An 18,910-nucleotide genomic window follows, 5' to 3' on the forward strand; every position below is an offset into this window, starting at 1 on the left:
CTCCTAAAAGTTGCGCTGGCCCGTGCAGGGTTAGAAGTTGATCTTCAGGGCGTCCTGCATGGAGCCTGTCTGAGCCAGGCGGTTCATCGCTTCAGCGCTGCGGTTCCTGGGCGGCGCGGCGCGGCTTTCCGGCCCCTTTTTCGGGGGTTCGGCGATCCGGCGTTGCGCGTTCTTGCGGTTGTGTTCAGCGCGCTTCCCAAGGCGGGCGTAATGCACCAACTGAAGGACGCGATGGTCCATCGTCTGGCTGATTTCGTCCTCGGAGAAGCCGAATTCCTTGGCGGCCTCGGTGGCTGCCTCGTGGAATTGCGCCAGTTTCGCGGGGTCCTTGAGTTCCGGCATGGCTTTCACCAGCGCGGCCTGCTCATTGTCCCGGTATCGTGCAAGCTCCGCTTCGCTGAACCCCGCAACTTGGTTCTCCAGGTCGCCGCCGATCTCGAATACCGATTGCATCTCCTGCATCGCGGCTTCCCGCAGTGCGACTTGATACTGGTATGCGGCGGGGTCTTGCCGGGCCAAGTCCAGGGACGGCGGGGGCGGGATCAGCCCTTCCGCAAACTGCTGGAATTTCTGAAACGCGGTTTGCAGTTGCTGGGTGCGTTCGGTGAATTCCGTCTTGAGTTGGGTGACGGTCTCACGCTCGCGCGCCAGTTCCTGCGTTTTCCGGGTGTAGTCGGCCATCCGCAGCTTGCCCGCTTCTTCCTCGGGGTCTGCTTCGTCCTCTTCCACCTCGGCGGGTTCGTCTGCCTCCGGTTCCTCTTCCTCGGCCTCGGCTTCCGGCTCTTCTTCCGGCGCCTCTTCCTCGGTTACGGGTTCCGGGGCTTCTTCGCCCTCATCGTCGTCTGCGATGGCCCGCGCGGCATCTTCGAAGTTGTCGTAATAACGATCTTCGCTGGATGCTTCGGGGGCCGTTTCGGCTGCAACGGGTTCGGCTGCGCCCACTTCTGGGTCAGTCATGGTCTCACCTCAATGTCTGGTGGTGGTTAAGCCGGATGCCCGGCATCCTTCGGCGCGGTTGCCTTGCCCTCTGCATAGAGGCGCAGGTCCGTCCGGATGGATCTGATTGCGCGCACTCGCTCCATGGCGGCGCGGCGCTTTGTGTCGTCGTCGGGGGCGGCCGAAACTGCCAGCTCCACCGCGTCTGCCTCCATGCGGGCAAACATGGCGCGCAGAAGGGGGCTGTTCAGCAGGGCCTCGGCTTCACCGTTCATGACGCGCCCCCGCATTGACGATGCGGTATTTGCGCCGCACGGGGCACTCGCCTTCGATCACAACAGCCTGGGCCTTGCGGGCTGCCTCCAGCGCGGCAGCGTCACCGGGCCGCAGCTTTTCCATCGCCTGCTCAAGCGTTACGGTCATTGGCTACCCTCTCGAACGTCTGCTGGCGGGCCGCCTCACGCTGCTGGCCAAGCCGGGCGTATTCAAGCTGCATGGTGTCGCGGTGCTTCATCACGTCGATTTCCGCCTGCATCCGTGCCAATTGCGCATCATGCTCAGCTTTGACGCGAGCCAGCGCGGCGTCCGATTGCAGCTTTGCCTGCTGCTTCTCGTATTCAGCCTCGATCCGGGCCTTTTCGACCACAAGATCCGCCTCCATCTGGCTGCGCTCCACCTCAGACCGCGCCTGCGACTTGGTGATCTCGATCTCGCGCTGTGCCTCGGCCTTCATCTGCAACTCTTGCGCCTTCAGATCGGCCTCAGACGGCTGGTTCTGCGCCGCCTCAGCCATCGCCTGCACCTCGGCAGGGTCGGGCTGCGTGAAATACGGGTCAGCCGATGGGAAGCCCGCCGTTTCGGTGATCTTGGCCAGCGTGTTGTAGAGCTGCTCCGGCTTCACCAGCGGGTTCATCGGGCCAGTTTGCGCGATGATGGCCTGCTGGATTTGCAGGATCTGCGCCAGCATCGCCAAGTCGCGCTCACGGCTGCCGGCACCAAGGCCGATGTTGACCGTGAAGTGCATCTCGGCATCCCACGAACGCGGGTCAAACTCGTGCCACTCGCCCCGCAGGCGCACCGTGCGCGGCTGGTCCGCATGAGCCACCACCAGACGCAGCAGGCCCTCGAAAGCCTTCTTGATGCCCCGCACCAGCGACCGCATCATCAGTTCCGACTGCGCCACACCCGCGTCGTTGATCAGCGTGGCCGCTGTGGCCGTCATGCCGGTGATCTGCTCCGGATCAAAGCCGCCCGAGGCGTCGGTAATGCCGGTGCGCTCCTTGGCCTCCTGGTCGAAGTAATCCAGCATGGCGAACGTGTTGTCGGCCATGAACGGGATCGGCTGCCATTGGACCGCCTCTTGCGCGCTGCGACCAGCCTTCAGCAGCACCGGCTTGCGCGGCATCGGGTTATAAACCGCGTCCAGGTCCATCACCGCGTCGGGCTGAACATACGGCTGCGGGCTGTTCTGCCACACGAGGTTGTCCAGCGTCTGGCGCAGCAGATACGTCTTGGTCCGCTGAACGTCGATCAGGTCTTCCGCGACCGAATGACCCTCGAACTGGTGGGCTTCGCGCTCAATCACGACCTGCGCATAAGGCACTTCCGGCGCCGGTTCGTCCGTCAGGATGACCAGCCCCTTGTCGGTGTCGCCCCCCTCGGCCAGCATGATATGATGGGTTTCCGCAATGCCGTCGCCGTCCCGGTCCAGCTGCACATAGCAGTCCCAGACCTGCACCTGCTCCATCTCCTTCGACACTTCACGCTTTGCGCTTTCGGTGTCGTCGTCAACCTCGCCCCGGCGCTCGCTGCTGTCGGGGTCGCGCGGCTCATGCACGGCGCGCAGCTTCCACACGGTCGCCTTATCGTGACCCTGGCTGACCAGCTCCGATCGCGTCATGGCCAGACGCTCGCCCACAAGCGGGCTGTCGTCGATGCCCACGGCTGCCGGGTGGATCAGGAACGCCCCGCGCGGGATGGCCTCCAGCTTGATCTGCACTTTGGTTTCGCGGCGCTTCAGCGTGAAGCTGACAGACCCATCTTCGGCCTGCTCGACGTTGTCCACGTCGCCGATCTCATCCAGCCCCAGCAGCGCGTCCGGCGACTGCCCGGTATGCCGCGACGTGACGGCTTTCGTGCGCTCATACGCCGTCCATTTGAGGATGCCGGTCTTCAGCAGCACCGCGTCAAAGATGGCGTCATAAATCGCCTGTGCCGCGTCACATTCCGGCACCACCACGGCGTTGATGTAGTCGGTCGCCTGCTCGGCCTGTTCCTCTTGCCCCGGCCCGGTCGGCTCATACTCGCCGATCATGTCATTGGCCAGGATCGTCCGCATCAGCGACGGGATCACCTTCTTGACCAGCGCGCGCACGTCCTTGGACGTGGCAGCCGACATGCCAGCCTCGGGGATCAGGTCAGGCGTCTTGCCGTTGTAGTAGTCCAGCGCAAGATCGCGGTGTTCCTTCTGCTGGTCCGCGAATTCCTCCGCCTGGTCGATCAGCGCCTTGATGCGCCGCGCCAGCTTGTCATCGGCTTTCGCCAGCTTGTCATCGGCCATCTACAGCACCTTCATGGGTCGGAATTTGGGGATGGTCGCAGCCGGGCCATGCTGGGAATGAGCTACTGCCATCAGGCCGAAAGCATCGGCGCCGTGGCTTGCCCAATCGTGTTCAGGCCCAAGCCCGATATTCCGGGCCTCGTCCTTGCGTTCGTGATACCAACCCAGGGCATCGCGGCCCGCTTCTGTCGTCTTTTCGTTGAACCAGACGGACGGGAACAGACGCCGGGCCGCCTCGATCCGCTTCATGGCCGCACCCGCCCCTTGATTGGGGATGATGATGACCTCGAAGCCGGCGGCGCGGAATTCGCTCTCGTAGCTGACCTGGTAAACCTTGTCGTGCGTGGCTCCATCGTGAGGCAACACAACCGTCTTGATGCCCCGCTCGCGCAGCCATGCCGCATGGACTGCAAGCGGCTGCCCTGAAACCTCGTAGTAATCCGTAACGCGGACCTCCAAGCCCCTGAACTGCGCCAGCCAGATCGCGGTTGCGTCTGCCTTGGCCCCGGTGCCGCCAATGTCGAAGTAAGCGCGCGTCTCCAGCATGGGATCTGCGGCAACGCCACCGATCCGGCCTTGCGCCTTGGCTTCGGACAAATGCTTGGCGAAGTAGGCGCCCGATGTCGCGGTGGCGTAGCCGCCTTCCCAGATATGATCGTATCCGTCCGGGTCGGTGCGCAGCGTGTCCTGCCGCTCCGCCTCCAGCACGTCAGGAAACCACGGGTTGTCCCGCCAGTTGGCCGCGACCACAGCCGAGTTAGACGGCCTGTCGGGCGCGCGCAGGAACTCGATGGCATCCGTCTTGCGCCGGGGGTTCCAGCTGAACAGCATCTGCGAGAACAGACCGCGCGCTTTGTCTTCCCACCGGATGGTCGGGCGCAGCAGATCCAGCGAGAATTTCGACAGGCTCTGCGCTTCTTCCGTCCAGGCGCGGTGAAAGCCCTCCAACGACTTGATGCTGTCGGCCGTGTGGTCCTGCATGCCCTGAAAGATGATCAGGCCATCGCCGGGGGTCTTGATGACCTCGTTGTAAATCTTGAACCCGTCACGCTCGCCCAGCCCATAGCGGCGCAGGGTCGTTTCGATCAGGCTCTTGGCTGAATGCTTAAGCGACTTTTGCACTTCACGAATGCAGACCGTCTTGAGGCCCTCGCCCATCTCGCCGGGCGCGGCCATGCTGTCTTCCGTGATCAGGCCCGCGAAGAACTGCGACTTGCCCGAACCCCGCCCGCCGTGCGCACCCTTGTATCGGGCAGGCTCCAGCAGCGGCAGGAACACCTCGGCGGTGTCAACGATCAGCTTTGACAATGCGGCGCTCGATCACGGTGACAAGCGGGGCGTCAGGATCGCCCACAACCTGCATGGGCAGCACTTTGCCCAGCAGAGAGGCGAACGCGCCGCTGTTGGTCGTCGCAAGCGTGGCCAGGTAGCCGACCAGGCCATCATGCCCACCAGCCTGCGTGGCCGCTTCAAGGATCGCCTCCTTGAGCTGCGTGGTCGTCTTGTTGGGAACGCCCTTGGGACGACCGGGACCGGCCTTGCCCTTGCTGATGGGATTTCGGGCGGTTTGTTTTTTCTCCGTCATGGGTATGCCTTCCTGCCAATCGCTTGCGCGGGTGCTGGCTGATTGCGGGGTCTAATACCCCAGTCTGGGGCCTGCCTTGCCCGTCATGGGGCGCAGGCGCAGGCGGGCGCGGATGATGATCTGATTGGATTGGCTCATGCGGCGCTCCAGCTAATTGTCTGCCAGATAGCCGATGCCACGGGCGGCTCTGTAGATCATGTTGCCGTCCGCATCCATGAGGCCGGTCGGCTGATCCTCGGACCATTCGCCCGTGTCGTGGACTTCGCGGCCCTCCACGGTGCCGTCACTCCACTCGCCGTCGTCGTATGTTGCTGCGCGCGACCGCTTGGTAACGTATCTGGTCATGTCGCCCTCATGCCTCTCGTGAAGTCGCAGCCGGTGGGGTGCAAGGATCTGCCTGTGGGTGGCGACTGCGACTACAGGATGGGCATGGAAAAACCCGCCACCGAATGAACGGGCCGGGCGCTAATCCGGCTCCCGGTATTGCAGCGCAATGGCTCCGGGGCTCTCTCGGGCTTCGCGTGTCTGCTTTCCACGCCGCCGCATATGGGTCAGAACGCGGTCGCCCCTTCTGACCTCGCGGCCATCGGTTGGATTGCGCTTTGTGGAATGGTTTGGCGCATTCGGTTAGCGCGCAACCATGCGAAACCCGCGTTCTGGAGGATGCGCCGTGTTGGATTTGCACCAACATGCCCGAAGGTCTGCAACTTGGCAGCGCACCCACCGGAAAGCGGCGGTGTCCCGGTGACTAGATCCGGGGCTGCTCTTACGCGGCAGCAGAGCGCATCGCGGCTGGTTTAGACGGTCACCTATTGGCCCCGCATCCACCTGAACCCTGCACCAGCAAAACGTCAGGCTTTGCCTAGCGCACGCTACCACGCATCGGCCTACTCGCTCTCGGGAGATCATGGCGACCGGGGTTGCCCAGTCCTCTTATCGGTCGGGATAGCCCAACCCATCCATGATCGCCGGAAAGCAGACCGCAGGCAGAGTCACCTCTTGCCTGCGATTATACGTTGCACATCCTTGACAGAATTGCAAGCCCTATCTTGCGGTGCGTTCCATCTCCCACACATTCCGTTGCGCGCATCGCTATATCGGCCAATCGTCGGGCCTGTAGCCGTCGAGATACGCACGGATCAGGCGAACCATGCGCGGGGCTGGCTTGCGGAACGTGCTGGCGTCCTCGCGCTGTTCCATGCGGCGGATGGTCTGGGGGTCGGTGTCCAGAAGCGCGGCAAGCTGAGACGATGAAAGACCCAAAGTTTTACGTGCGCTCTTAATTTCCGACGGGTTCATCTATCGTCATCATTTAGTGAGTTAGATGTGCAGATGAGTTCGCCATCCACCCTTAGCTGCAATAGCAGCTTCTGATGCTCATCCATAATCTGTTTCTCTGTTTCGGCGTAAAGGGTGATGGCATATCTTTTTCCGTCCTCGCCCTTATAGCTACATCCCCAAGGGATTAGACCATTAATTTTGAAAGGCTCTTGCCATTCACAGTTCATTTTTCAATTGTCCTTATATGCCCACGGATGTTTAGCGCGATCCTCTTCCTCCCAAGCAATATCGGATGCTTTTTGAGATAGGCTTCTCAAGGCTGAGCTAAGACTCCGCAACTGTCGGCTATTGAGCCTTCCTGAGCAAATAAGATCTTCGATGTCAGAGTAAGCTCCCGGCGCACTGTTGCTGCCGAGAGCCTGCACTTTATCGAACCAGAAGCCATCATCCATTTGTGATGATCCAGCCGTAGCGGGCGTTGACGGTGAAGTCGGGCACAACGACCTTGCTGCCGTCATCCCATTCGATGTGAAAAAGCTCTCCAACCTTCCGAGTGATTACTCCGCTGCGGGGGGCGTTGGCCATGTCACCGCTCCAAGAAATCCGGGTCATTTTCTGTTCTCCTCTGAGCGGGGCGCGCTGCCCCTTGGCTATGTCTTAGTTATATGGCCAGTTGCCCACACCGTCAAGCATAAAAATCACCGGCCCGCGCTTTTTTCCATCGCGTCGCCCAATCTGTCGAGGGCAGCCGCAAGGTGTTGCATCCCGGCTTCCCAGCTCAGCGCCCCATAGACCTTGGCCGGGTGATTGCCCTCTGCGACACAGGCCAAGACGATGCGCCGATCACTGTCGGGAATGTGCTTGGTGATGGCCGTCAGCGCGCTGATCCGGTCCACCATGATCGCGATGGCATGATCCGGCTTGGGGCTGCTCTGCACGCGGTCATTGTCCGGCAGGGCGGGCTTGCCCTTCTGCGTGGCCTCGAAGGCGTCCCGTAGCTTCACAGCTGCATTGAAGCCCTTGGTGCTGATCCGGCCCTTGGCATGCCAGACCTCCAGCAGATCGACGCGGCGGGCGCCCGTGATCCCATTGGGGTTGATCATCTCGCCTGTCTCCGGGCAGGGTTCGCCGCGCTGTTCAATGATGAGGCCGTTGCGGTTTGCCGGGCCGGTGGCGCCGTGGTCCCAGGATGCTGTGGGCATTGTGACCCCCTTCTTGTTGCGTGCGAGTGCGGAGGCGTTACCTGCGCGGCGTTGTGCTGCCAGTTTGCGGCTCTTGGTCTTGCTCATTCGCTCAGCCCTTGCTGTTTGTTCCGGGCGAAATACTCATCCATCGCTTCACGGACCCAATACTTGGCATGGCGCCCCTGCGGCGCCACGTCTGTGCTGTGAAAATCCAGCGGCGCAGGCGACATGATCCATTCAATGGAGCAATCGAATGCGAGGCAAATCATCAGCAACCGCTCTGAGGAAGGCACAGATATCCCGTCCTCCCATTTCTTTGCCGCTTGCGGGGACACGCCGCAAAGGTCTGCTATAGCTTGGAATGTATAGCCCGCCCGAGCTCTGGCGACCTTGAACCGCATCCATGTGCTGCGCGTTACGCTGCCACTCATTCGCTCAGCCCCTCATTTGCCCCGTGGGCGCCCGTTCCGTCCTGCCCGTCAGTCTGGGGCCAATCATCCACGTCTCCGCCACCCACGGCCCGCACAGCGTCTCTCAGGGCCGCGTTCTTCGTGTGGCGATCATGCTGCCTGTCGTCGCGGCGGGTGATGGCCTCCCCGCGACGGTGTTTGCGGTTGGCGTCCTTGCGGCTCCAGTTGGCGCAGAAATTGATGGGGTTCATTGGGCTGCCTCCAGTTGAGGGACGGTCATTGCATCCACCAGGGCGATGCGCTGGCCGATCCAGCGGGCGCACTCCACCGACCAGCTATTGCCGATTGCCTTGTAGCGAGGCCCATCCGGGCACTGCTCTGCGGACTTGCCGCGATAGGGGATGCGGGTGAAGCCTTGAGGGAAGCCCATTGCGGCCTCCCATTCTTCAGGGGTGGCTATTCTTGGGCCGCGCTCGCCCAGGATGCATGGCGTTCGGTCATCGAAAGCCATTCCCCCCGTTGCGGTGAGAACAGGCGCGGCTTCCTGTCTCGGCGCGCAATTCCCGTGATCGCCTTCTGGCTCAAGTAATACTGCTGCGGCGCATCGGGCGTCACGATGCCCGACCAGCCAGAGCCGGGGGCGTGGTTGGTCGGGCATCCCAAAGTGTCGCTGATCCAGCACACGCCAGGCGACATGATACCCGAGTTCGGCAAGGTCTGCGGCAAAGCGGAGAAATCCGCCGGAATGCCGAGCCGCCAAGACGTTCGAAACATTCTCCCAAACGATCCAATCCGGGTCATATCTCTCGGCAATTCCGACAAAGGAAAATGCGAGGCCAGAACGGCTTCCATCCAAGCCGAGGCCCGCACGTCCTGACCCGGCTGCGTAACCGATGCTGGCGTCCTGGCATGGGGTTCCGCCGCAGAGAACATCGACATTTGCATCCGGCCACTCCTTGAATTTGGTCATGTCGCCTAGGTTGGGCACGTTGGGGTAATGGTGGGCGAGGACGGCAGACGGGAACGGCTCGATCTCGCTGAATGCCGCTGCATCCCATCCGAGGGGGTGCCAAGCCTGGGTCGCAGCTTCGATCCCGGAACAGACGGACATGTATCTCATGCGGCATCCTCCATTCTGGCGTGGCGGGCGCGGATCGTGGCAACCGACAGCCCGGCGCGCTTCAGGCGATCCCGAACCGTGTTTTCACCCATTCCGAACTTGGCCCCGGCCGCTGACGCGCTCATGCCTTGGGCGATCAGGTCCACCAGACGCTCGGTCGGCACGTCCTTGTGCTTGGCATAAGTCGCTGCCGCCTCGGTCTGAATGCCGAATGATGCGGCCCGGCGGCGCAGGTAGCGGGCCGATACCCCAAGCTCCTCGGCTGCCTGGGCTATCGTCGCCACGGCAAGCGCAGAGCGGACCACTTCAGGCGTCAGGCCCTTGGTGGCGCTCTCCATCCGCTTCTTGTGCTGGACCTGCTGGAAGCGGGCACGGTCCATTTCCCGCCACGACAGCGGGGCAGCGGCGTCTTGCGAATACGTCCTGGGCGGGCAGACGGTCACCTTGCCGCCCTTGGCGAAGTATTGGGCCACCAGTTGTGCGTCGGTCATTGGGCTGCCTCCATGGCGATCTCGCCCCCGCAGGCCGAATACCCGGCAAGGTCCACCCAGTGATCGGCACAGGCCGGGGTTGCTTTGATGCGGGCAATCTTCAGCAGGCCCATCATCACTGCCACGTCGGTTGCGGTGACGGCGTGGTCGAGGTGCGCAGACCAGTAGGCGGCGATCAGGCCGAACGTGCGTTCTGCATCGCCGTGAGTGGCGGCGCGGTCGCGGGTCACGCAGTCGCGGGCGGTGTTCAGGATCTCGGAGCGGTTCATGCCGTCACCTCACGGGCACGGATGCCAGCAAGGGCGCGGCGACCGTCATCGGCCAGCACCAGACGACAAGCCCCGTTCTCGCTCGGGTCTTCGTCAATCAACCCGCTGGTTTTCATCGCAGCAGCCAGCCACGGCTTCTTGCGGCAGGGCGACAGCGCCAGGAACGTCTCGCGGGGCTCTGCGTCTGCCATATGCTCCAGCATCTCGATCACGGCGGCGCGGTTGTCGCGGATGACGTTGGCAGACCCGCGCTTGGTGTAGGGGTCGTGGCTGGGGCGCTGGCGCGGGGCGTTCTCGGGGATCAGGAAATGAGGGTGGGTCATGCGGATGCCTCTTTCACAAGGTCCTGCAGCTGGCGACGGGACGCGCCGGTTGCTTCGCTGATTTGGGAAATGCTCATGCCGCTTTTGGACATGGCGCGGATCTGGTCGTAGTCGTATTTGCGCTTGGCACCCGTGCGGCCCGCCTTCAGGGCTTCGGTGTTCACCCAAGGCCGGGGACCGACGCCTGCGCGCTTGGCCTGGCGCTCCATGCGGATGCGAATGTCGCCCTGCACGTCGGCGGCGCGGTCATCTGCCGTGCGGAAGGCATGGGCAATGACCGTCTCGAACTCGGCGGGGGCCATCATGCCGCCACCCGGATGCACAGCACCGAACGGGCGTAGCCAACCCCGGCGTCGGTCAGCTCATAGACGCGGAAGTCATGCACTTTGACTTCGCGGACAAAGCCGTCCTCGCGCAGCTTCTCCATCGCCTCCTTGCGGGCCAGAGCATCCACGCCGCCGTCAAAGCGGATCGTGAAGTCGGTGCCGGTCAGCGGGATCGGCTGGCCCCGGCGGAAGAAGGCGTTGATCGGGTGACGGGTCATGCCTTCACCTCCGGGACGCGCTTGAAGCCAAAGCCCAGTTCCTCGACCAGCTTCAGGTTGCGCTGGCGGGCCTCCTCGGTGATGACCGGGGCGACAGGCTCAGGCTTGGGAAGCGCGGCGGCTTGCTTGGCGAACTCTTCCCCGCGCCGTTTTTTCAGCACGCCCAGAACGTCGCCGGGGTTCGGCTTGCGGCGGCTGTTCTCGCGGCGCCATTCACGCAGCGCCCACCGGATCTGGTCAACCGGCCAGTCCTCCAGTTCATCAGCCCAGTCAGCCATGATCGCGGCTTTCATTTCCGGGGCGATGTGGTCCTGCCAGTAGCCTTGCAGCACGATCTCAACCTCAAATCCAATTCGGCTGCGATGTGCGGCGCATTCGTCCCGCGACATCGAGCGTGTCGCGCAGGGCGTCGGTGCGGGCAGCGGCGTTGCGATCATGGCGGGAAGGTTGGTCACGGGGGCCTCCGGGGATCAGGGTGAGGTTGGGTTGAATTTCATCGGTCCAGCGCTTGCCGTTGAGGTAGCTGGCCGGGTGAATGGGGTTGGCTTGGGGGTGGTTGCGCCGCCACTGCGCCGACCAGACGGCGGCACGGTCGATTGCCAGCGAACGATCAGCGGCGGAAAGCTTGCGCCATGCCTTCTCGGCAGCCTGCTTTGAGATTTTGCCTAGAGGCCAGACGCTCCAGAATTCCGAGAACGGAGGGCCGTTATCTTTCGGCGGGGCAACGGGGTCTTTGGGAGGATCAACCGGCACAGTCGGCTCAGCCGACAAGGGTTCGTTAGAACCCTCTTTCTTCTTATCTGTATCTGTATCTGTATGGCTGAACGACTGTTGAACGGTCGTTGAGTCCTGCTGTTGTTTTTGCTGTCTTTTATCGGCGCTAGCTTTTCCGGCGCGGGACGAGTTTTTCAACTTGGTTTCACGCGATGCGATTTCCTTCATCGCACGGCGGTCGCTCAGCATCCCATCAACGATGCTCAGCTTGTCCAGGATGACCAGCCGATCAACGGCTTTGGTCAGGACGCTTTCACGCACTCCGCAGTATGCCGAAAGGCGCACGGGGTGATATTCAACCGGGCCGTTTTCTTCGTAGATCCGGCACAGCAGCATCGTGTAAACACCCACCTCGGCAGCCGTCAGGCCGCGAACGCCGCGCATGAAGTCGGTTGGGTAGAAATCGAAGTAGGGGATGCGCCCGCTCATGCCCGCACCCATTCCCGCGCGACGATCTGCGCCGCGCAGTTTTCGATGTCGTCGGGGTCCGCGTCGAACCATTCGCTTCTGACATTTGAGTGGGCGAAAGCATCATGCAGTTCGCGCTCCAAATGCCGGGCAAACTTGATGTCATACGGACCCCAAAGCTTCGCAACGCTGATCTCGTAGGGCGAAGCGGTGCGGAACGAATGGATGCGGCTTTCGATGTTGAAGGTGAAGCCGATCTTCACGTATTGCATCGGGCAATCCATTTGCAGGACGTAAACCCACCGCGCGCTGCGGCGATCCTTGCCGTGCAAATCAATCTTTTGGACGGAAGCTTTGCTCATTCTGCATCTCCGATGATCTGGCGGCGCAGGTCGGCGTAGCTTGTGACGCCGATGGCCTTCAGCGCCTCGCTTGCGCTGGTGACGACCGCGACATGGCCGCGCCATTCTGCGTGCCACTTGACCTGCGCGTCGGTCAGCTTGCGGGCCGAGGGGGGCAGCAAGCCGTCCTTGATTTCGAGGAAATACGTCTTGCCGCGAAACCCTGCCGCCAGATCCGGGCAGCCCTGGCCGACCGAATGAAGCGGCTGGACCGAGGCCCCGACCGCCCGAAGCGCCGCGACGATGCCAGCCTGATTGCGATCCACTTTGGCGGCCCTACGCATCACGAGCCTCCGAATAGGTCGCCAGTGCGCGGTGGACTTGCAGGTAGCGCTTGCGGGCTTCGTTGCTGCGGAACTGCATCTTGGCGCAGCGGCTGGCGATACATTCGCTGATGCCATGCGTCGGCTGCGTCTCGATGCTCAAGGCAGGCGTGGATTGTGTCGCCTTCCTGTCCGTCGCCGGGGCCGTAGCCGAAAGGGGCGACAGGATGCTTGCATCTGCCGCAGCGAGGCGGAGCAACTGGTCCCGGTCGATGTTCAGCGGGTGGCATGTCATGCGCCAACCCGCTGCTGACGCAGAGTGGCCGGATTTTTCTTGATCCAGTCGAGAATGCGCTCGGCGGTGCTAACCCTGTAGTCGCCGCCGGACACGATGTTGTCGTAGAAGTTGCGGTTCTGCACCGCATACTGGCAAATCGTAGACGCCTTCAGCCCCGATAGCAGGGCATAGGTCTCGATGGCCTTGATTAGACGTTCTCTCTGCATATCTAAGTTAGACAACAGTCTAAGTCAGATTGCAAGTGCCATGTTAGAGAATTGTCTCGTAGCGCCCTATTTCCCGCCGGCCTACTATCTGGCTATGAAACAGGCTTCCTTCAGAGATCGCGTCCTGGCCGAGATGAAGTCTCGCGGCTTGAACAAGGCTGAGCTATCCCGCAGGTCGGGAGTGCCTTATCACACGCTGGACAAGTATCTGAAGCGGGAAGGGTCCACGACAGGAGCCGAGAACGCAGCCGCGATAGCTCAAGCTCTCGGCATCAAGATAGATGGCGAGGCTGAGTATGACGAACTGCGGGAACTGTTCTTCCAGCTAGACGAAGAGCGGCGCAAGTTTGTTCTAGCGAGCATTCGCGGCCTGCTTTGATCTCCCGAATGTCGGCGACAAGGGCGTAGGCCAAGCCATCGGGCAATTCCCTGATAAAATCCTCAAACTCTTTGATGTTCACGTTTTGCCCCCTTTCCGTTGGATTATGGTCTAGCTGAACCGGTCGGCGCAAGTGCTTTGAGCATGTCTAACTTTTTTAGACCGTCGTCTAATTTTCTGCTTGCGCTTAGACAATAGTCGAAGCATAGTTCTCCTATCGGCACCATCCCGGCGCCGCCAGTTGGAGGACTGACCCATGACCCGATACGCCCTTGCGCTGATGCCGCTACTGGCCGTCGCGCAACCCGCCGCAGCCTGCTCCCCGTTGGTCGAGGTTCTGGCCGAATACCGCGCCGAATATGGCGAGACCCTCCAGTGGATGGGCAACAGCTTCGACCCCGACCAGGGCGACACGCTGGTGCTGATCTCGGCCCCCAACGGGTCGTGGACGCTGTTCCGCACCGATGGCGAGACCGCCTGTCAGGTGGATTTCGGCATCCAGAGCAAGAACCTGCTGGGGAGTGGCGTGTGATGACCTCGCTTTATTTCCCCGCCCGCATCGACGCCTCCACTCACCGTGTAGCTGCGCCGATCAAGATGCCCGCCGCCCCGTGGATCATTCTGGACGACCGCATGTCGGAAACGTCGCCCCTCGAATGGCGCGAGATCGTTCCCGCCGCCCATGTCGCAGCTGACGCGCTGAAAGGGGGTGCGTGATGGATACCGGAACCCTCAAGAAACTGAACGTGCAGCCCGGTGACGTGGTGGAATATGTGCCTCTCGGAGGCATGTCCACAATCGGCAGGGTACTGAACGGGCGCTATTATCCCGAGGGCAGCGATGGAGCCCTCAATGAGAGCGGTGATTTCCGCATCGTCTCCCGCGCCAATGCCCCGCAGCCCGGCCCCGTCCGCACGGTGACGCGCAAGGAGTTGGTCTGCGGAAGCTACGGCAACGTCTACGTTGAGAAGTATGACGACCGGCTCGGCGCAAGCATGGAGTTCAGCGCCGACCCCGTTCGCATCCGCGCCGCCATCGCCACCCTCACCGAAATCGCAGACGCACTGGAGGCCCGCTGATGGACATGGAAACCATTCACCGCATCCGCGAACACAACGAAGCCGACGAGGCCCGCATGATGCCGACCATCGGCCCGGTGTCTGCCCTCGCGATGATCCTGTTCGTGGCGTTCTTCTGGCTCTGCGCCTGGCACGGGTTCAACCCCGCCGTGATCAGCATTGCCCGCGCCATCCAGTGGTTCGGCCAGCCGCTTGCGGAGGTGCTGCGATGACCCCGACGCTGACGGATGAGACGCTGAAACGCATCGTCGCGAACCCTGAATGGGCAACAGACCAAGATGCCGTTGACATGGCCCGCGAACTTCTCGCCCGCCGCGCCGCCCCTGCCGCCGACGATCTGCGGGCGGCTGCCGAGTGGGCCTGCGCAGCGATGCAGGCAATCGCTGGATATGAGCGCGATATCGGCGCCACGATGGACGATGATTGCGAGGTTGGCCGCATTGACGACAGCCGGCACAGCCCATCCTTCCGCATTAAGGTCGGGCACATCCGCCGCTTGGCCGCCGCCCTCCGTGACACGCAGGGAGGGGTAGCAGAATGACCCCCGCCGCATTCATGGCAGCCCTGCGCCAGACCCGCGACCCCAACAACTCCGACATCCAGCACCTGCTGGAACTGGTGTGGGCCGGTGATGTGATCGCCCGCCCTGACGACACGCGCGCCTCAGATAACGCCATCGGCAACCTGCGCCACGCCTATCAGGAGGACGACGATGTTTAGCCCGCAACAGATCGCGACCCTGCGCGAAGCCGTGGAAAGCTTCGACCCCGAGAGCGACAGCATGGGCTGCCTGCTGACCGGCAGCGGCTTGGACTGCTACGACCTGGCGCTGGAAGTGCTGGAGCGGACGCAAGCCGAACATGCGGCTAGAGCGGCGCTGATGTCTTACAAGGCCCAATATTGCGAAGGCTTCTGCGCCCAAGAAGCCTGGGCAGATGCAGCGCATTCCAATCCCGGCATGCAGCGAGACTGTGGCGGGTGTCTTGCTGCCGCCACGCTGATCAAGATGGACGCTAAGTCATGACCCGCGCCGTCTGGATCGTCGCCATTATCAACGTGGCCTGCGTTGCTTTCGTCGGCACTGTGCTTGGGTATGTGGCCACCCGTCTGCTGATCGACGCATGGGGGCCGATGTGAACCGCGACCAGTTCATAGACGCCCAGTTTGCCAATGCCCCCGAGGGGCTGGACGTGATGGCCGCTGCGGACTGGATCATCAGCGTTTCCCGCGCCTCGGACGCATACCCCGCAGCCCCGCAACTGCCCCGCGTCTGGATGCGCAACCCAGACGGCGAACGCGCCTGCCAGATGTGCAGCGGCTTCGGCGTGGTGGAGGAGGACACCGGCTTCACCGCTGGCCTTGCCGCGCTTGAGTGCCCCGCATGCCTCGGCACCGGCTCACCCCACATTCCCACACTGCGCGCGTGTCCTCCTCCCGCGTAGCGCAGTTCTGCCGGGGGCGAAGTCCTCCCCGCCCCCGGCAACCTCATTCACCGAAAGGGACCGACAAATGACCCCGAAGCAAATGTATCAGATCGGCCAACTTGCCCGGAACGCCTTCATGTGTGGGCGCGGCCGTGGCGAGGGGGACCGCCTCACAGATGAGGATCAGAAGGCATTCACCGAATACACCGAAAGCCGTGCCTTCGACATTCTCTGCGAACGCATCGACCGCGACTTTGCCAAAGGGACCGCAGATGGAACGCCCTGAATTTCACCAGCCCCGCCTGATCCTGTCGGACCCGTTCGGCATCGGGCAGACCAAGTGCGCCGAGATCCTGGCCGATGTGTCGCGCGATGCGATGCACCAAGCCGCCCCGCGCGCCTTCCGCAACCTCGACAGCCCATTCTGGAATGACGACGACATCGCCAAGGGCGCGATGGGCAGCATCCACTACAACGCCCGCCTGGAGCGTCAGGCGCTGGCAATCATCGAACAGGAGGCCCGCTGATGGATTGGGACAAGGCATCCGTCCAGCTTGGCAAGAAGCTGGAGCCGTCACACATCAAGCCCGCCCAGAAGTTCGGGCCGAAAGGCGACTATATCGAAGGCTGGCACGCAATGGCCGAGGCCAACCGGATCTTTGGGTTCGGCGGCTGGTCCTACACCATCGTCAACTGCCGCACCGTCGCAGAAGCCCCGCGCGAAATCGGCAAGGACAAGAAGCCCGGTTTCGGCGTGACCTATGTCGCCACCGTGCAGGTTGTCGTTGATGGCGTGACCCGCGAGGACGTGGGCGCCGGTCATGGCTACGATGTGGATCTGGGCTTGGCCCATGAAAGCGCCATCAAAGAAGCTGTGACCGACAGCCTAAAGCGTGCGCTTCGCAGCTTCGGCAACCCGTTCGGCTTGGCCCTGTATGACAAGGCCCGCGAGAACGTCGGCGTGAACGTTGATGACTACGCCGTCACCGAGGCGGTGGGCAGCTTCGCCAAAGCCGACACCGTGGACGCCGCCAACGCGATCTGGCGCGACCTGCCCGCCGATCTGAAGAAAGACGCGCGCGTGATCGACGCCGCGAAGGCCGCGAAGGCCCGCAACACACCGAAGGAGCAAGCAGCATGAGCAGCGTCAACAAAGTCATCATCATCGGAAATCTGGGCCGCGACCCCGAGGTGCGCAGCTTCCAGAATGGCGGCAAGGTCGCGAACCTGCGCATCGCCACGTCGGAAACCTGGAAGGACAAGAACACCGGGGAGCGCAAGGAAAAGACGGAATGGCACACGGTCGCCATCCACCCCGAAGGGCTGGTGGGTGTGGTCGAGCGGTTCCTGAAGAAAGGCAGCAAGGTCTACATCGAGGGCCAGTTGGAAACCCGCAAATGGCAAGACCAATCCGGGGCTGACAAGTATTCGACCGAGATCGTGCTGCGCGGCATGAACGGCACGCTCCAGATGCTGGACGGCCCAAGCGGCGACCGCCAGCAGTCCAGCGGCGCGCAGGCGGGCGGGGCACCGGGGGGAAGCCTGCCGGGGCGGTCGGACTATGACGACGAAATTCCATTTGGCCCTGAGGTGCGGCTGTGACCGACAAGCCTTTTGCATATGCGTGGCGCTGGAAGGGCGGCATCACTTGGAAGCTAACGCTTACCAAAAAGCCGAACCCCCATCCTGACATCGAAATCAAGGAATTGTTTGATCGCAGTTCCATCCCCTCGCAGGAATGGGGCGAAGAATGGGGCGAAGCATGACCCGCCCCGCCCCCATGCCCGAACACCCGCCGCACCGCTTTACGGCTGCGGAGCTTTGCGCGGCCTATGACGTGGCTGAACCCTGGCGGGAGCCGCCGCACCTGTTCTGGGAAATGGCAACCCGCGCACTTCTGGACCGGGATGTAACCGATGCGGACGTGGCGCAATGGCGGCCGATGATCCGGCAGGCTGCGGAGGAACGCTGATGGCACGCGGCAAGACCCAGATCCGGCCGGTTCGGAACGACATAGACGCGGCATCGCTGATCGCGCTGATCCAGCACCGCGCCCGCCCGTTCACTGCCAGCCTGAGCGATGGCCTGCCGCGAACCAATCCGCAGAACCACCTTCAGCGCAAATGGTGCAGCGAGGTCGCGGAACAGTTGGGCGACCGGACCGCCGAGGAAGTGCGCGGCGAAACCAAGCTGCGGTGCGGGGTGCCGATCCTGCGCCGCGACGATGAGGCGTTCTGCGAGAAATACGACCGCCTCATCAAGCCCCACAGCTACGAGGAAAAGCTTGAGATGATGATGGAGCCAATCGACTTCCCCATCACGCGCCTTTTCACGACGGCGCAGAAAACCGAGTTCCTTGACGCCATGTTCCGCCACTGGACGCAGCAGGGCGTCATGCTGACGATGCCGGAGGATCGGGGATGACCTTTCACGACACCCGCGCAGGCTGCATGGGCAAGATCGCCTACCACTCACCGCAGGCAGCCCATGTTGCGCTGAAGAAGCTGACGCCGACGATCTTCCGGCGCACCTGGGGCAAGCCGTTTGTGAAGGCCGAACCGCAGGAGGTTTACCGCTGCCGGACGTGCAGGCAGTGGCACCTGGGGCGCAGCCAATGAACGCGCGTCCCGGCGATTTGGCCGGCCGTGGCCCGCTCGGCCCCAAGCAGCCCAAGCCGGAACGCGGCACCAAGGCAGGGCTGGCGCATATGTCCCGCGTCAAGATGCTGCCTTGCGTGATCTGCCGCAGCTATCCGCCGAATGACGCGCATCACGTTTACCACGGGCGCTACGGCACGATGAAGGCCAGCGACTTCGAGACGATCCCACTGTGCAAATCTTGCCACCAGACGGGGCCGCTGTCCGTCCATCAGGCCAAGGAGACGTGGGAAGAACTGCACGGCCCGGACTGGGGCTTCTTGCCGCTGGTCCGCGCTTGGCTCGACAACGAAACCGAGATTGATTTTTGAGGAGCAA

At 62.6% G+C, this 18,910-nt stretch carries 42 protein-coding genes; 18 read left to right on the top strand and 24 right to left on the bottom strand.

Annotated features, from left to right (window positions below; translation table 11 throughout):
• Nucleotides 1-30: 30 nt before the first annotated feature.
• From ACZ2G3_RS07575 to ACZ2G3_RS07690, 24 genes are all read right to left on the bottom strand, one after another.
• Nucleotides 31-957 (bottom strand): hypothetical protein, encoded by a 927-nt coding sequence (locus ACZ2G3_RS07575; RefSeq protein ID WP_470398812.1) that lies wholly within the window; start codon nucleotides 955-957, stop codon nucleotides 31-33.
• A 26-nt stretch (nucleotides 958-983) separates the two neighbouring features.
• On the bottom strand, nucleotides 984-1,211 hold the full coding sequence (locus ACZ2G3_RS07580) for a hypothetical protein (protein ID WP_470398814.1): 228 nt from the start codon (nucleotides 1,209-1,211) through the stop codon (nucleotides 984-986).
• On the bottom strand, nucleotides 1,201-1,359 hold the full coding sequence (locus ACZ2G3_RS07585; RefSeq protein WP_470398816.1) for a hypothetical protein: 159 nt from the start codon (nucleotides 1,357-1,359) through the stop codon (nucleotides 1,201-1,203). Before ACZ2G3_RS07585 ends, ACZ2G3_RS07580 begins: the two co-directional genes overlap by 11 nt.
• On the bottom strand, nucleotides 1,343-3,496 hold the full coding sequence (locus ACZ2G3_RS07590) for a portal protein (protein WP_470398817.1): 2,154 nt from the start codon (nucleotides 3,494-3,496) through the stop codon (nucleotides 1,343-1,345). Before ACZ2G3_RS07590 ends, ACZ2G3_RS07585 begins: the two co-directional genes overlap by 17 nt.
• A complete protein-coding gene (locus ACZ2G3_RS07595; protein WP_470398819.1) occupies nucleotides 3,497-4,774 on the bottom strand; it encodes a PBSX family phage terminase large subunit in 1,278 nt (425 codons plus the stop codon).
• A gap of 10 nt (nucleotides 4,775-4,784) precedes the next feature.
• Nucleotides 4,785-5,081, bottom strand: a complete 297-nt coding sequence (locus ACZ2G3_RS07600; protein WP_470398821.1) for a hypothetical protein — start codon at nucleotides 5,079-5,081, stop codon at nucleotides 4,785-4,787.
• Between the two features lie 150 nt (nucleotides 5,082-5,231).
• On the bottom strand, nucleotides 5,232-5,426 hold the full coding sequence (locus tag ACZ2G3_RS07605) for a hypothetical protein (RefSeq protein ID WP_470398823.1): 195 nt from the start codon (nucleotides 5,424-5,426) through the stop codon (nucleotides 5,232-5,234).
• A gap of 747 nt (nucleotides 5,427-6,173) precedes the next feature.
• Nucleotides 6,174-6,380, bottom strand: coding sequence for a helix-turn-helix domain-containing protein (locus ACZ2G3_RS07610; RefSeq protein WP_470398825.1), 207 nt, complete (start codon nucleotides 6,378-6,380; stop codon nucleotides 6,174-6,176).
• Nucleotides 6,381-6,806: 426 nt separating this feature from the next.
• Nucleotides 6,807-6,974, bottom strand: coding sequence for a hypothetical protein (locus ACZ2G3_RS07615; RefSeq protein WP_470398827.1), 168 nt, complete (start codon nucleotides 6,972-6,974; stop codon nucleotides 6,807-6,809).
• 86 nt (nucleotides 6,975-7,060) lie between these two features.
• Nucleotides 7,061-7,651 carry a hypothetical protein gene (locus tag ACZ2G3_RS07620; RefSeq protein ID WP_470398828.1) on the bottom strand — a complete coding sequence of 197 codons (591 nt, stop codon included), beginning with the start codon at nucleotides 7,649-7,651 and terminating at the stop codon, nucleotides 7,061-7,063.
• Nucleotides 7,648-7,977, bottom strand: a complete 330-nt coding sequence (locus ACZ2G3_RS07625) for a helix-turn-helix domain-containing protein (protein WP_470398830.1) — start codon at nucleotides 7,975-7,977, stop codon at nucleotides 7,648-7,650. Before ACZ2G3_RS07625 ends, ACZ2G3_RS07620 begins: the two co-directional genes overlap by 4 nt.
• Nucleotides 7,974-8,207, bottom strand: a complete 234-nt coding sequence (locus tag ACZ2G3_RS07630) for a hypothetical protein (RefSeq protein ID WP_470398832.1) — start codon at nucleotides 8,205-8,207, stop codon at nucleotides 7,974-7,976. Before ACZ2G3_RS07630 ends, ACZ2G3_RS07625 begins: the two co-directional genes overlap by 4 nt.
• The gene (locus tag ACZ2G3_RS07635) at nucleotides 8,204-9,076 is read right to left on the bottom strand and encodes a DNA cytosine methyltransferase (RefSeq protein WP_470398834.1); all 873 of its coding nucleotides are present in this window, start codon (nucleotides 9,074-9,076) and stop codon (nucleotides 8,204-8,206) included. The genes ACZ2G3_RS07630 and ACZ2G3_RS07635 overlap by 4 nt, the downstream gene beginning before the upstream one ends.
• Nucleotides 9,073-9,567, bottom strand: a complete 495-nt coding sequence (locus ACZ2G3_RS07640) for a hypothetical protein (RefSeq protein ID WP_470398835.1) — start codon at nucleotides 9,565-9,567, stop codon at nucleotides 9,073-9,075. The genes ACZ2G3_RS07635 and ACZ2G3_RS07640 overlap by 4 nt, the downstream gene beginning before the upstream one ends.
• On the bottom strand, nucleotides 9,564-9,836 hold the full coding sequence (locus tag ACZ2G3_RS07645) for a DUF6378 domain-containing protein (RefSeq protein ID WP_470398837.1): 273 nt from the start codon (nucleotides 9,834-9,836) through the stop codon (nucleotides 9,564-9,566). The genes ACZ2G3_RS07640 and ACZ2G3_RS07645 overlap by 4 nt, the downstream gene beginning before the upstream one ends.
• Entirely contained in the window at nucleotides 9,833-10,159 is a 327-nt protein-coding gene (locus tag ACZ2G3_RS07650; RefSeq protein WP_470398838.1) for a hypothetical protein, read from the bottom strand. Before ACZ2G3_RS07650 ends, ACZ2G3_RS07645 begins: the two co-directional genes overlap by 4 nt.
• Nucleotides 10,156-10,464, bottom strand: coding sequence for a hypothetical protein (locus tag ACZ2G3_RS07655; protein ID WP_470398839.1), 309 nt, complete (start codon nucleotides 10,462-10,464; stop codon nucleotides 10,156-10,158). The genes ACZ2G3_RS07650 and ACZ2G3_RS07655 overlap by 4 nt, the downstream gene beginning before the upstream one ends.
• Nucleotides 10,461-10,703: a hypothetical protein gene (locus tag ACZ2G3_RS07660; protein ID WP_470398840.1), complete on the bottom strand. Its 243-nt coding sequence runs from the start codon at nucleotides 10,701-10,703 to the stop codon at nucleotides 10,461-10,463. Before ACZ2G3_RS07660 ends, ACZ2G3_RS07655 begins: the two co-directional genes overlap by 4 nt.
• Nucleotides 10,700-10,981, bottom strand: coding sequence for a hypothetical protein (locus ACZ2G3_RS07665; RefSeq protein ID WP_470398842.1), 282 nt, complete (start codon nucleotides 10,979-10,981; stop codon nucleotides 10,700-10,702). Before ACZ2G3_RS07665 ends, ACZ2G3_RS07660 begins: the two co-directional genes overlap by 4 nt.
• 64 nt (nucleotides 10,982-11,045) lie before the next feature.
• Complete coding sequence (locus ACZ2G3_RS07670) at nucleotides 11,046-11,906, bottom strand: DUF1376 domain-containing protein (protein WP_470398843.1); 861 nt, start codon at nucleotides 11,904-11,906, stop codon at nucleotides 11,046-11,048.
• Nucleotides 11,903-12,247, bottom strand: coding sequence for a GIY-YIG nuclease family protein (locus ACZ2G3_RS07675; RefSeq protein ID WP_470398845.1), 345 nt, complete (start codon nucleotides 12,245-12,247; stop codon nucleotides 11,903-11,905). Before ACZ2G3_RS07675 ends, ACZ2G3_RS07670 begins: the two co-directional genes overlap by 4 nt.
• Entirely contained in the window at nucleotides 12,244-12,552 is a 309-nt protein-coding gene (locus ACZ2G3_RS07680; RefSeq protein ID WP_470398847.1) for a hypothetical protein, read from the bottom strand. Before ACZ2G3_RS07680 ends, ACZ2G3_RS07675 begins: the two co-directional genes overlap by 4 nt.
• A gap of 10 nt (nucleotides 12,553-12,562) precedes the next feature.
• Entirely contained in the window at nucleotides 12,563-12,844 is a 282-nt protein-coding gene (locus tag ACZ2G3_RS07685; protein WP_470398849.1) for a hypothetical protein, read from the bottom strand.
• A complete protein-coding gene (locus tag ACZ2G3_RS07690; protein WP_470398851.1) occupies nucleotides 12,841-13,053 on the bottom strand; it encodes a hypothetical protein in 213 nt (70 codons plus the stop codon). The genes ACZ2G3_RS07685 and ACZ2G3_RS07690 overlap by 4 nt, the downstream gene beginning before the upstream one ends.
• A gap of 94 nt (nucleotides 13,054-13,147) precedes the next feature.
• Between ACZ2G3_RS07690 and ACZ2G3_RS07695 the strand changes: the two genes are divergently transcribed.
• The 18 genes from ACZ2G3_RS07695 to ACZ2G3_RS07780 all read left to right on the top strand — a co-directional run bounded on the left by ACZ2G3_RS07695 (nucleotide 13,148) and on the right by ACZ2G3_RS07780 (nucleotide 18,903).
• Nucleotides 13,148-13,432, top strand: a complete 285-nt coding sequence (locus ACZ2G3_RS07695; protein WP_470398852.1) for a helix-turn-helix domain-containing protein — start codon at nucleotides 13,148-13,150, stop codon at nucleotides 13,430-13,432.
• 256 nt (nucleotides 13,433-13,688) lie between these two features.
• Complete coding sequence (locus ACZ2G3_RS07700; RefSeq protein ID WP_470398854.1) at nucleotides 13,689-13,964, top strand: hypothetical protein; 276 nt, start codon at nucleotides 13,689-13,691, stop codon at nucleotides 13,962-13,964.
• On the top strand, nucleotides 13,964-14,149 hold the full coding sequence (locus tag ACZ2G3_RS07705; RefSeq protein ID WP_470398856.1) for a hypothetical protein: 186 nt from the start codon (nucleotides 13,964-13,966) through the stop codon (nucleotides 14,147-14,149). Before ACZ2G3_RS07700 ends, ACZ2G3_RS07705 begins: the two co-directional genes overlap by 1 nt.
• Nucleotides 14,149-14,511, top strand: coding sequence for a hypothetical protein (locus ACZ2G3_RS07710; RefSeq protein ID WP_470398858.1), 363 nt, complete (start codon nucleotides 14,149-14,151; stop codon nucleotides 14,509-14,511). The genes ACZ2G3_RS07705 and ACZ2G3_RS07710 overlap by 1 nt, the downstream gene beginning before the upstream one ends.
• Complete coding sequence (locus ACZ2G3_RS07715; RefSeq protein WP_470398860.1) at nucleotides 14,511-14,723, top strand: hypothetical protein; 213 nt, start codon at nucleotides 14,511-14,513, stop codon at nucleotides 14,721-14,723. Before ACZ2G3_RS07710 ends, ACZ2G3_RS07715 begins: the two co-directional genes overlap by 1 nt.
• Nucleotides 14,720-15,052 (top strand): hypothetical protein, encoded by a 333-nt coding sequence (locus ACZ2G3_RS07720; RefSeq protein ID WP_470398862.1) that lies wholly within the window; start codon nucleotides 14,720-14,722, stop codon nucleotides 15,050-15,052. Before ACZ2G3_RS07715 ends, ACZ2G3_RS07720 begins: the two co-directional genes overlap by 4 nt.
• The gene (locus ACZ2G3_RS07725) at nucleotides 15,049-15,231 is read left to right on the top strand and encodes a hypothetical protein (RefSeq protein ID WP_470398863.1); all 183 of its coding nucleotides are present in this window, start codon (nucleotides 15,049-15,051) and stop codon (nucleotides 15,229-15,231) included. Before ACZ2G3_RS07720 ends, ACZ2G3_RS07725 begins: the two co-directional genes overlap by 4 nt.
• Entirely contained in the window at nucleotides 15,224-15,535 is a 312-nt protein-coding gene (locus tag ACZ2G3_RS07730; protein WP_470398865.1) for a hypothetical protein, read from the top strand. The genes ACZ2G3_RS07725 and ACZ2G3_RS07730 overlap by 8 nt, the downstream gene beginning before the upstream one ends.
• A 109-nt stretch (nucleotides 15,536-15,644) precedes the next feature.
• Nucleotides 15,645-15,953 (top strand): hypothetical protein, encoded by a 309-nt coding sequence (locus ACZ2G3_RS07735; protein WP_470398866.1) that lies wholly within the window; start codon nucleotides 15,645-15,647, stop codon nucleotides 15,951-15,953.
• Between the two features lie 82 nt (nucleotides 15,954-16,035).
• The gene (locus tag ACZ2G3_RS07740; RefSeq protein WP_470398868.1) at nucleotides 16,036-16,221 is read left to right on the top strand and encodes a hypothetical protein; all 186 of its coding nucleotides are present in this window, start codon (nucleotides 16,036-16,038) and stop codon (nucleotides 16,219-16,221) included.
• Complete coding sequence (locus tag ACZ2G3_RS07745; protein WP_470398869.1) at nucleotides 16,208-16,462, top strand: hypothetical protein; 255 nt, start codon at nucleotides 16,208-16,210, stop codon at nucleotides 16,460-16,462. The genes ACZ2G3_RS07740 and ACZ2G3_RS07745 overlap by 14 nt, the downstream gene beginning before the upstream one ends.
• A complete protein-coding gene (locus tag ACZ2G3_RS07750) occupies nucleotides 16,462-17,076 on the top strand; it encodes an RAD52 family DNA repair protein (RefSeq protein ID WP_470398871.1) in 615 nt (204 codons plus the stop codon). Before ACZ2G3_RS07745 ends, ACZ2G3_RS07750 begins: the two co-directional genes overlap by 1 nt.
• Nucleotides 17,073-17,537, top strand: coding sequence for a single-stranded DNA-binding protein (ssb, locus tag ACZ2G3_RS07755; protein ID WP_470398873.1), 465 nt, complete (start codon nucleotides 17,073-17,075; stop codon nucleotides 17,535-17,537). The genes ACZ2G3_RS07750 and ssb overlap by 4 nt, the downstream gene beginning before the upstream one ends.
• A complete protein-coding gene (locus ACZ2G3_RS07760) occupies nucleotides 17,534-17,701 on the top strand; it encodes a hypothetical protein (RefSeq protein WP_470398875.1) in 168 nt (55 codons plus the stop codon). Before ssb ends, ACZ2G3_RS07760 begins: the two co-directional genes overlap by 4 nt.
• Complete coding sequence (locus ACZ2G3_RS07765; protein ID WP_470398876.1) at nucleotides 17,698-17,907, top strand: hypothetical protein; 210 nt, start codon at nucleotides 17,698-17,700, stop codon at nucleotides 17,905-17,907. Before ACZ2G3_RS07760 ends, ACZ2G3_RS07765 begins: the two co-directional genes overlap by 4 nt.
• On the top strand, nucleotides 17,907-18,359 hold the full coding sequence (locus ACZ2G3_RS07770; protein WP_470398878.1) for a hypothetical protein: 453 nt from the start codon (nucleotides 17,907-17,909) through the stop codon (nucleotides 18,357-18,359). The genes ACZ2G3_RS07765 and ACZ2G3_RS07770 overlap by 1 nt, the downstream gene beginning before the upstream one ends.
• Nucleotides 18,356-18,553, top strand: a complete 198-nt coding sequence (locus tag ACZ2G3_RS07775; RefSeq protein WP_470398880.1) for a hypothetical protein — start codon at nucleotides 18,356-18,358, stop codon at nucleotides 18,551-18,553. Before ACZ2G3_RS07770 ends, ACZ2G3_RS07775 begins: the two co-directional genes overlap by 4 nt.
• Nucleotides 18,550-18,903 carry a DUF968 domain-containing protein gene (locus tag ACZ2G3_RS07780; protein WP_470398882.1) on the top strand — a complete coding sequence of 118 codons (354 nt, stop codon included), beginning with the start codon at nucleotides 18,550-18,552 and terminating at the stop codon, nucleotides 18,901-18,903. Before ACZ2G3_RS07775 ends, ACZ2G3_RS07780 begins: the two co-directional genes overlap by 4 nt.
• The last annotated feature ends 7 nt before the right edge of the window (nucleotides 18,904-18,910 follow it).

This window comes from Paracoccus sp. KKT209, from assembly GCF_055635455.1.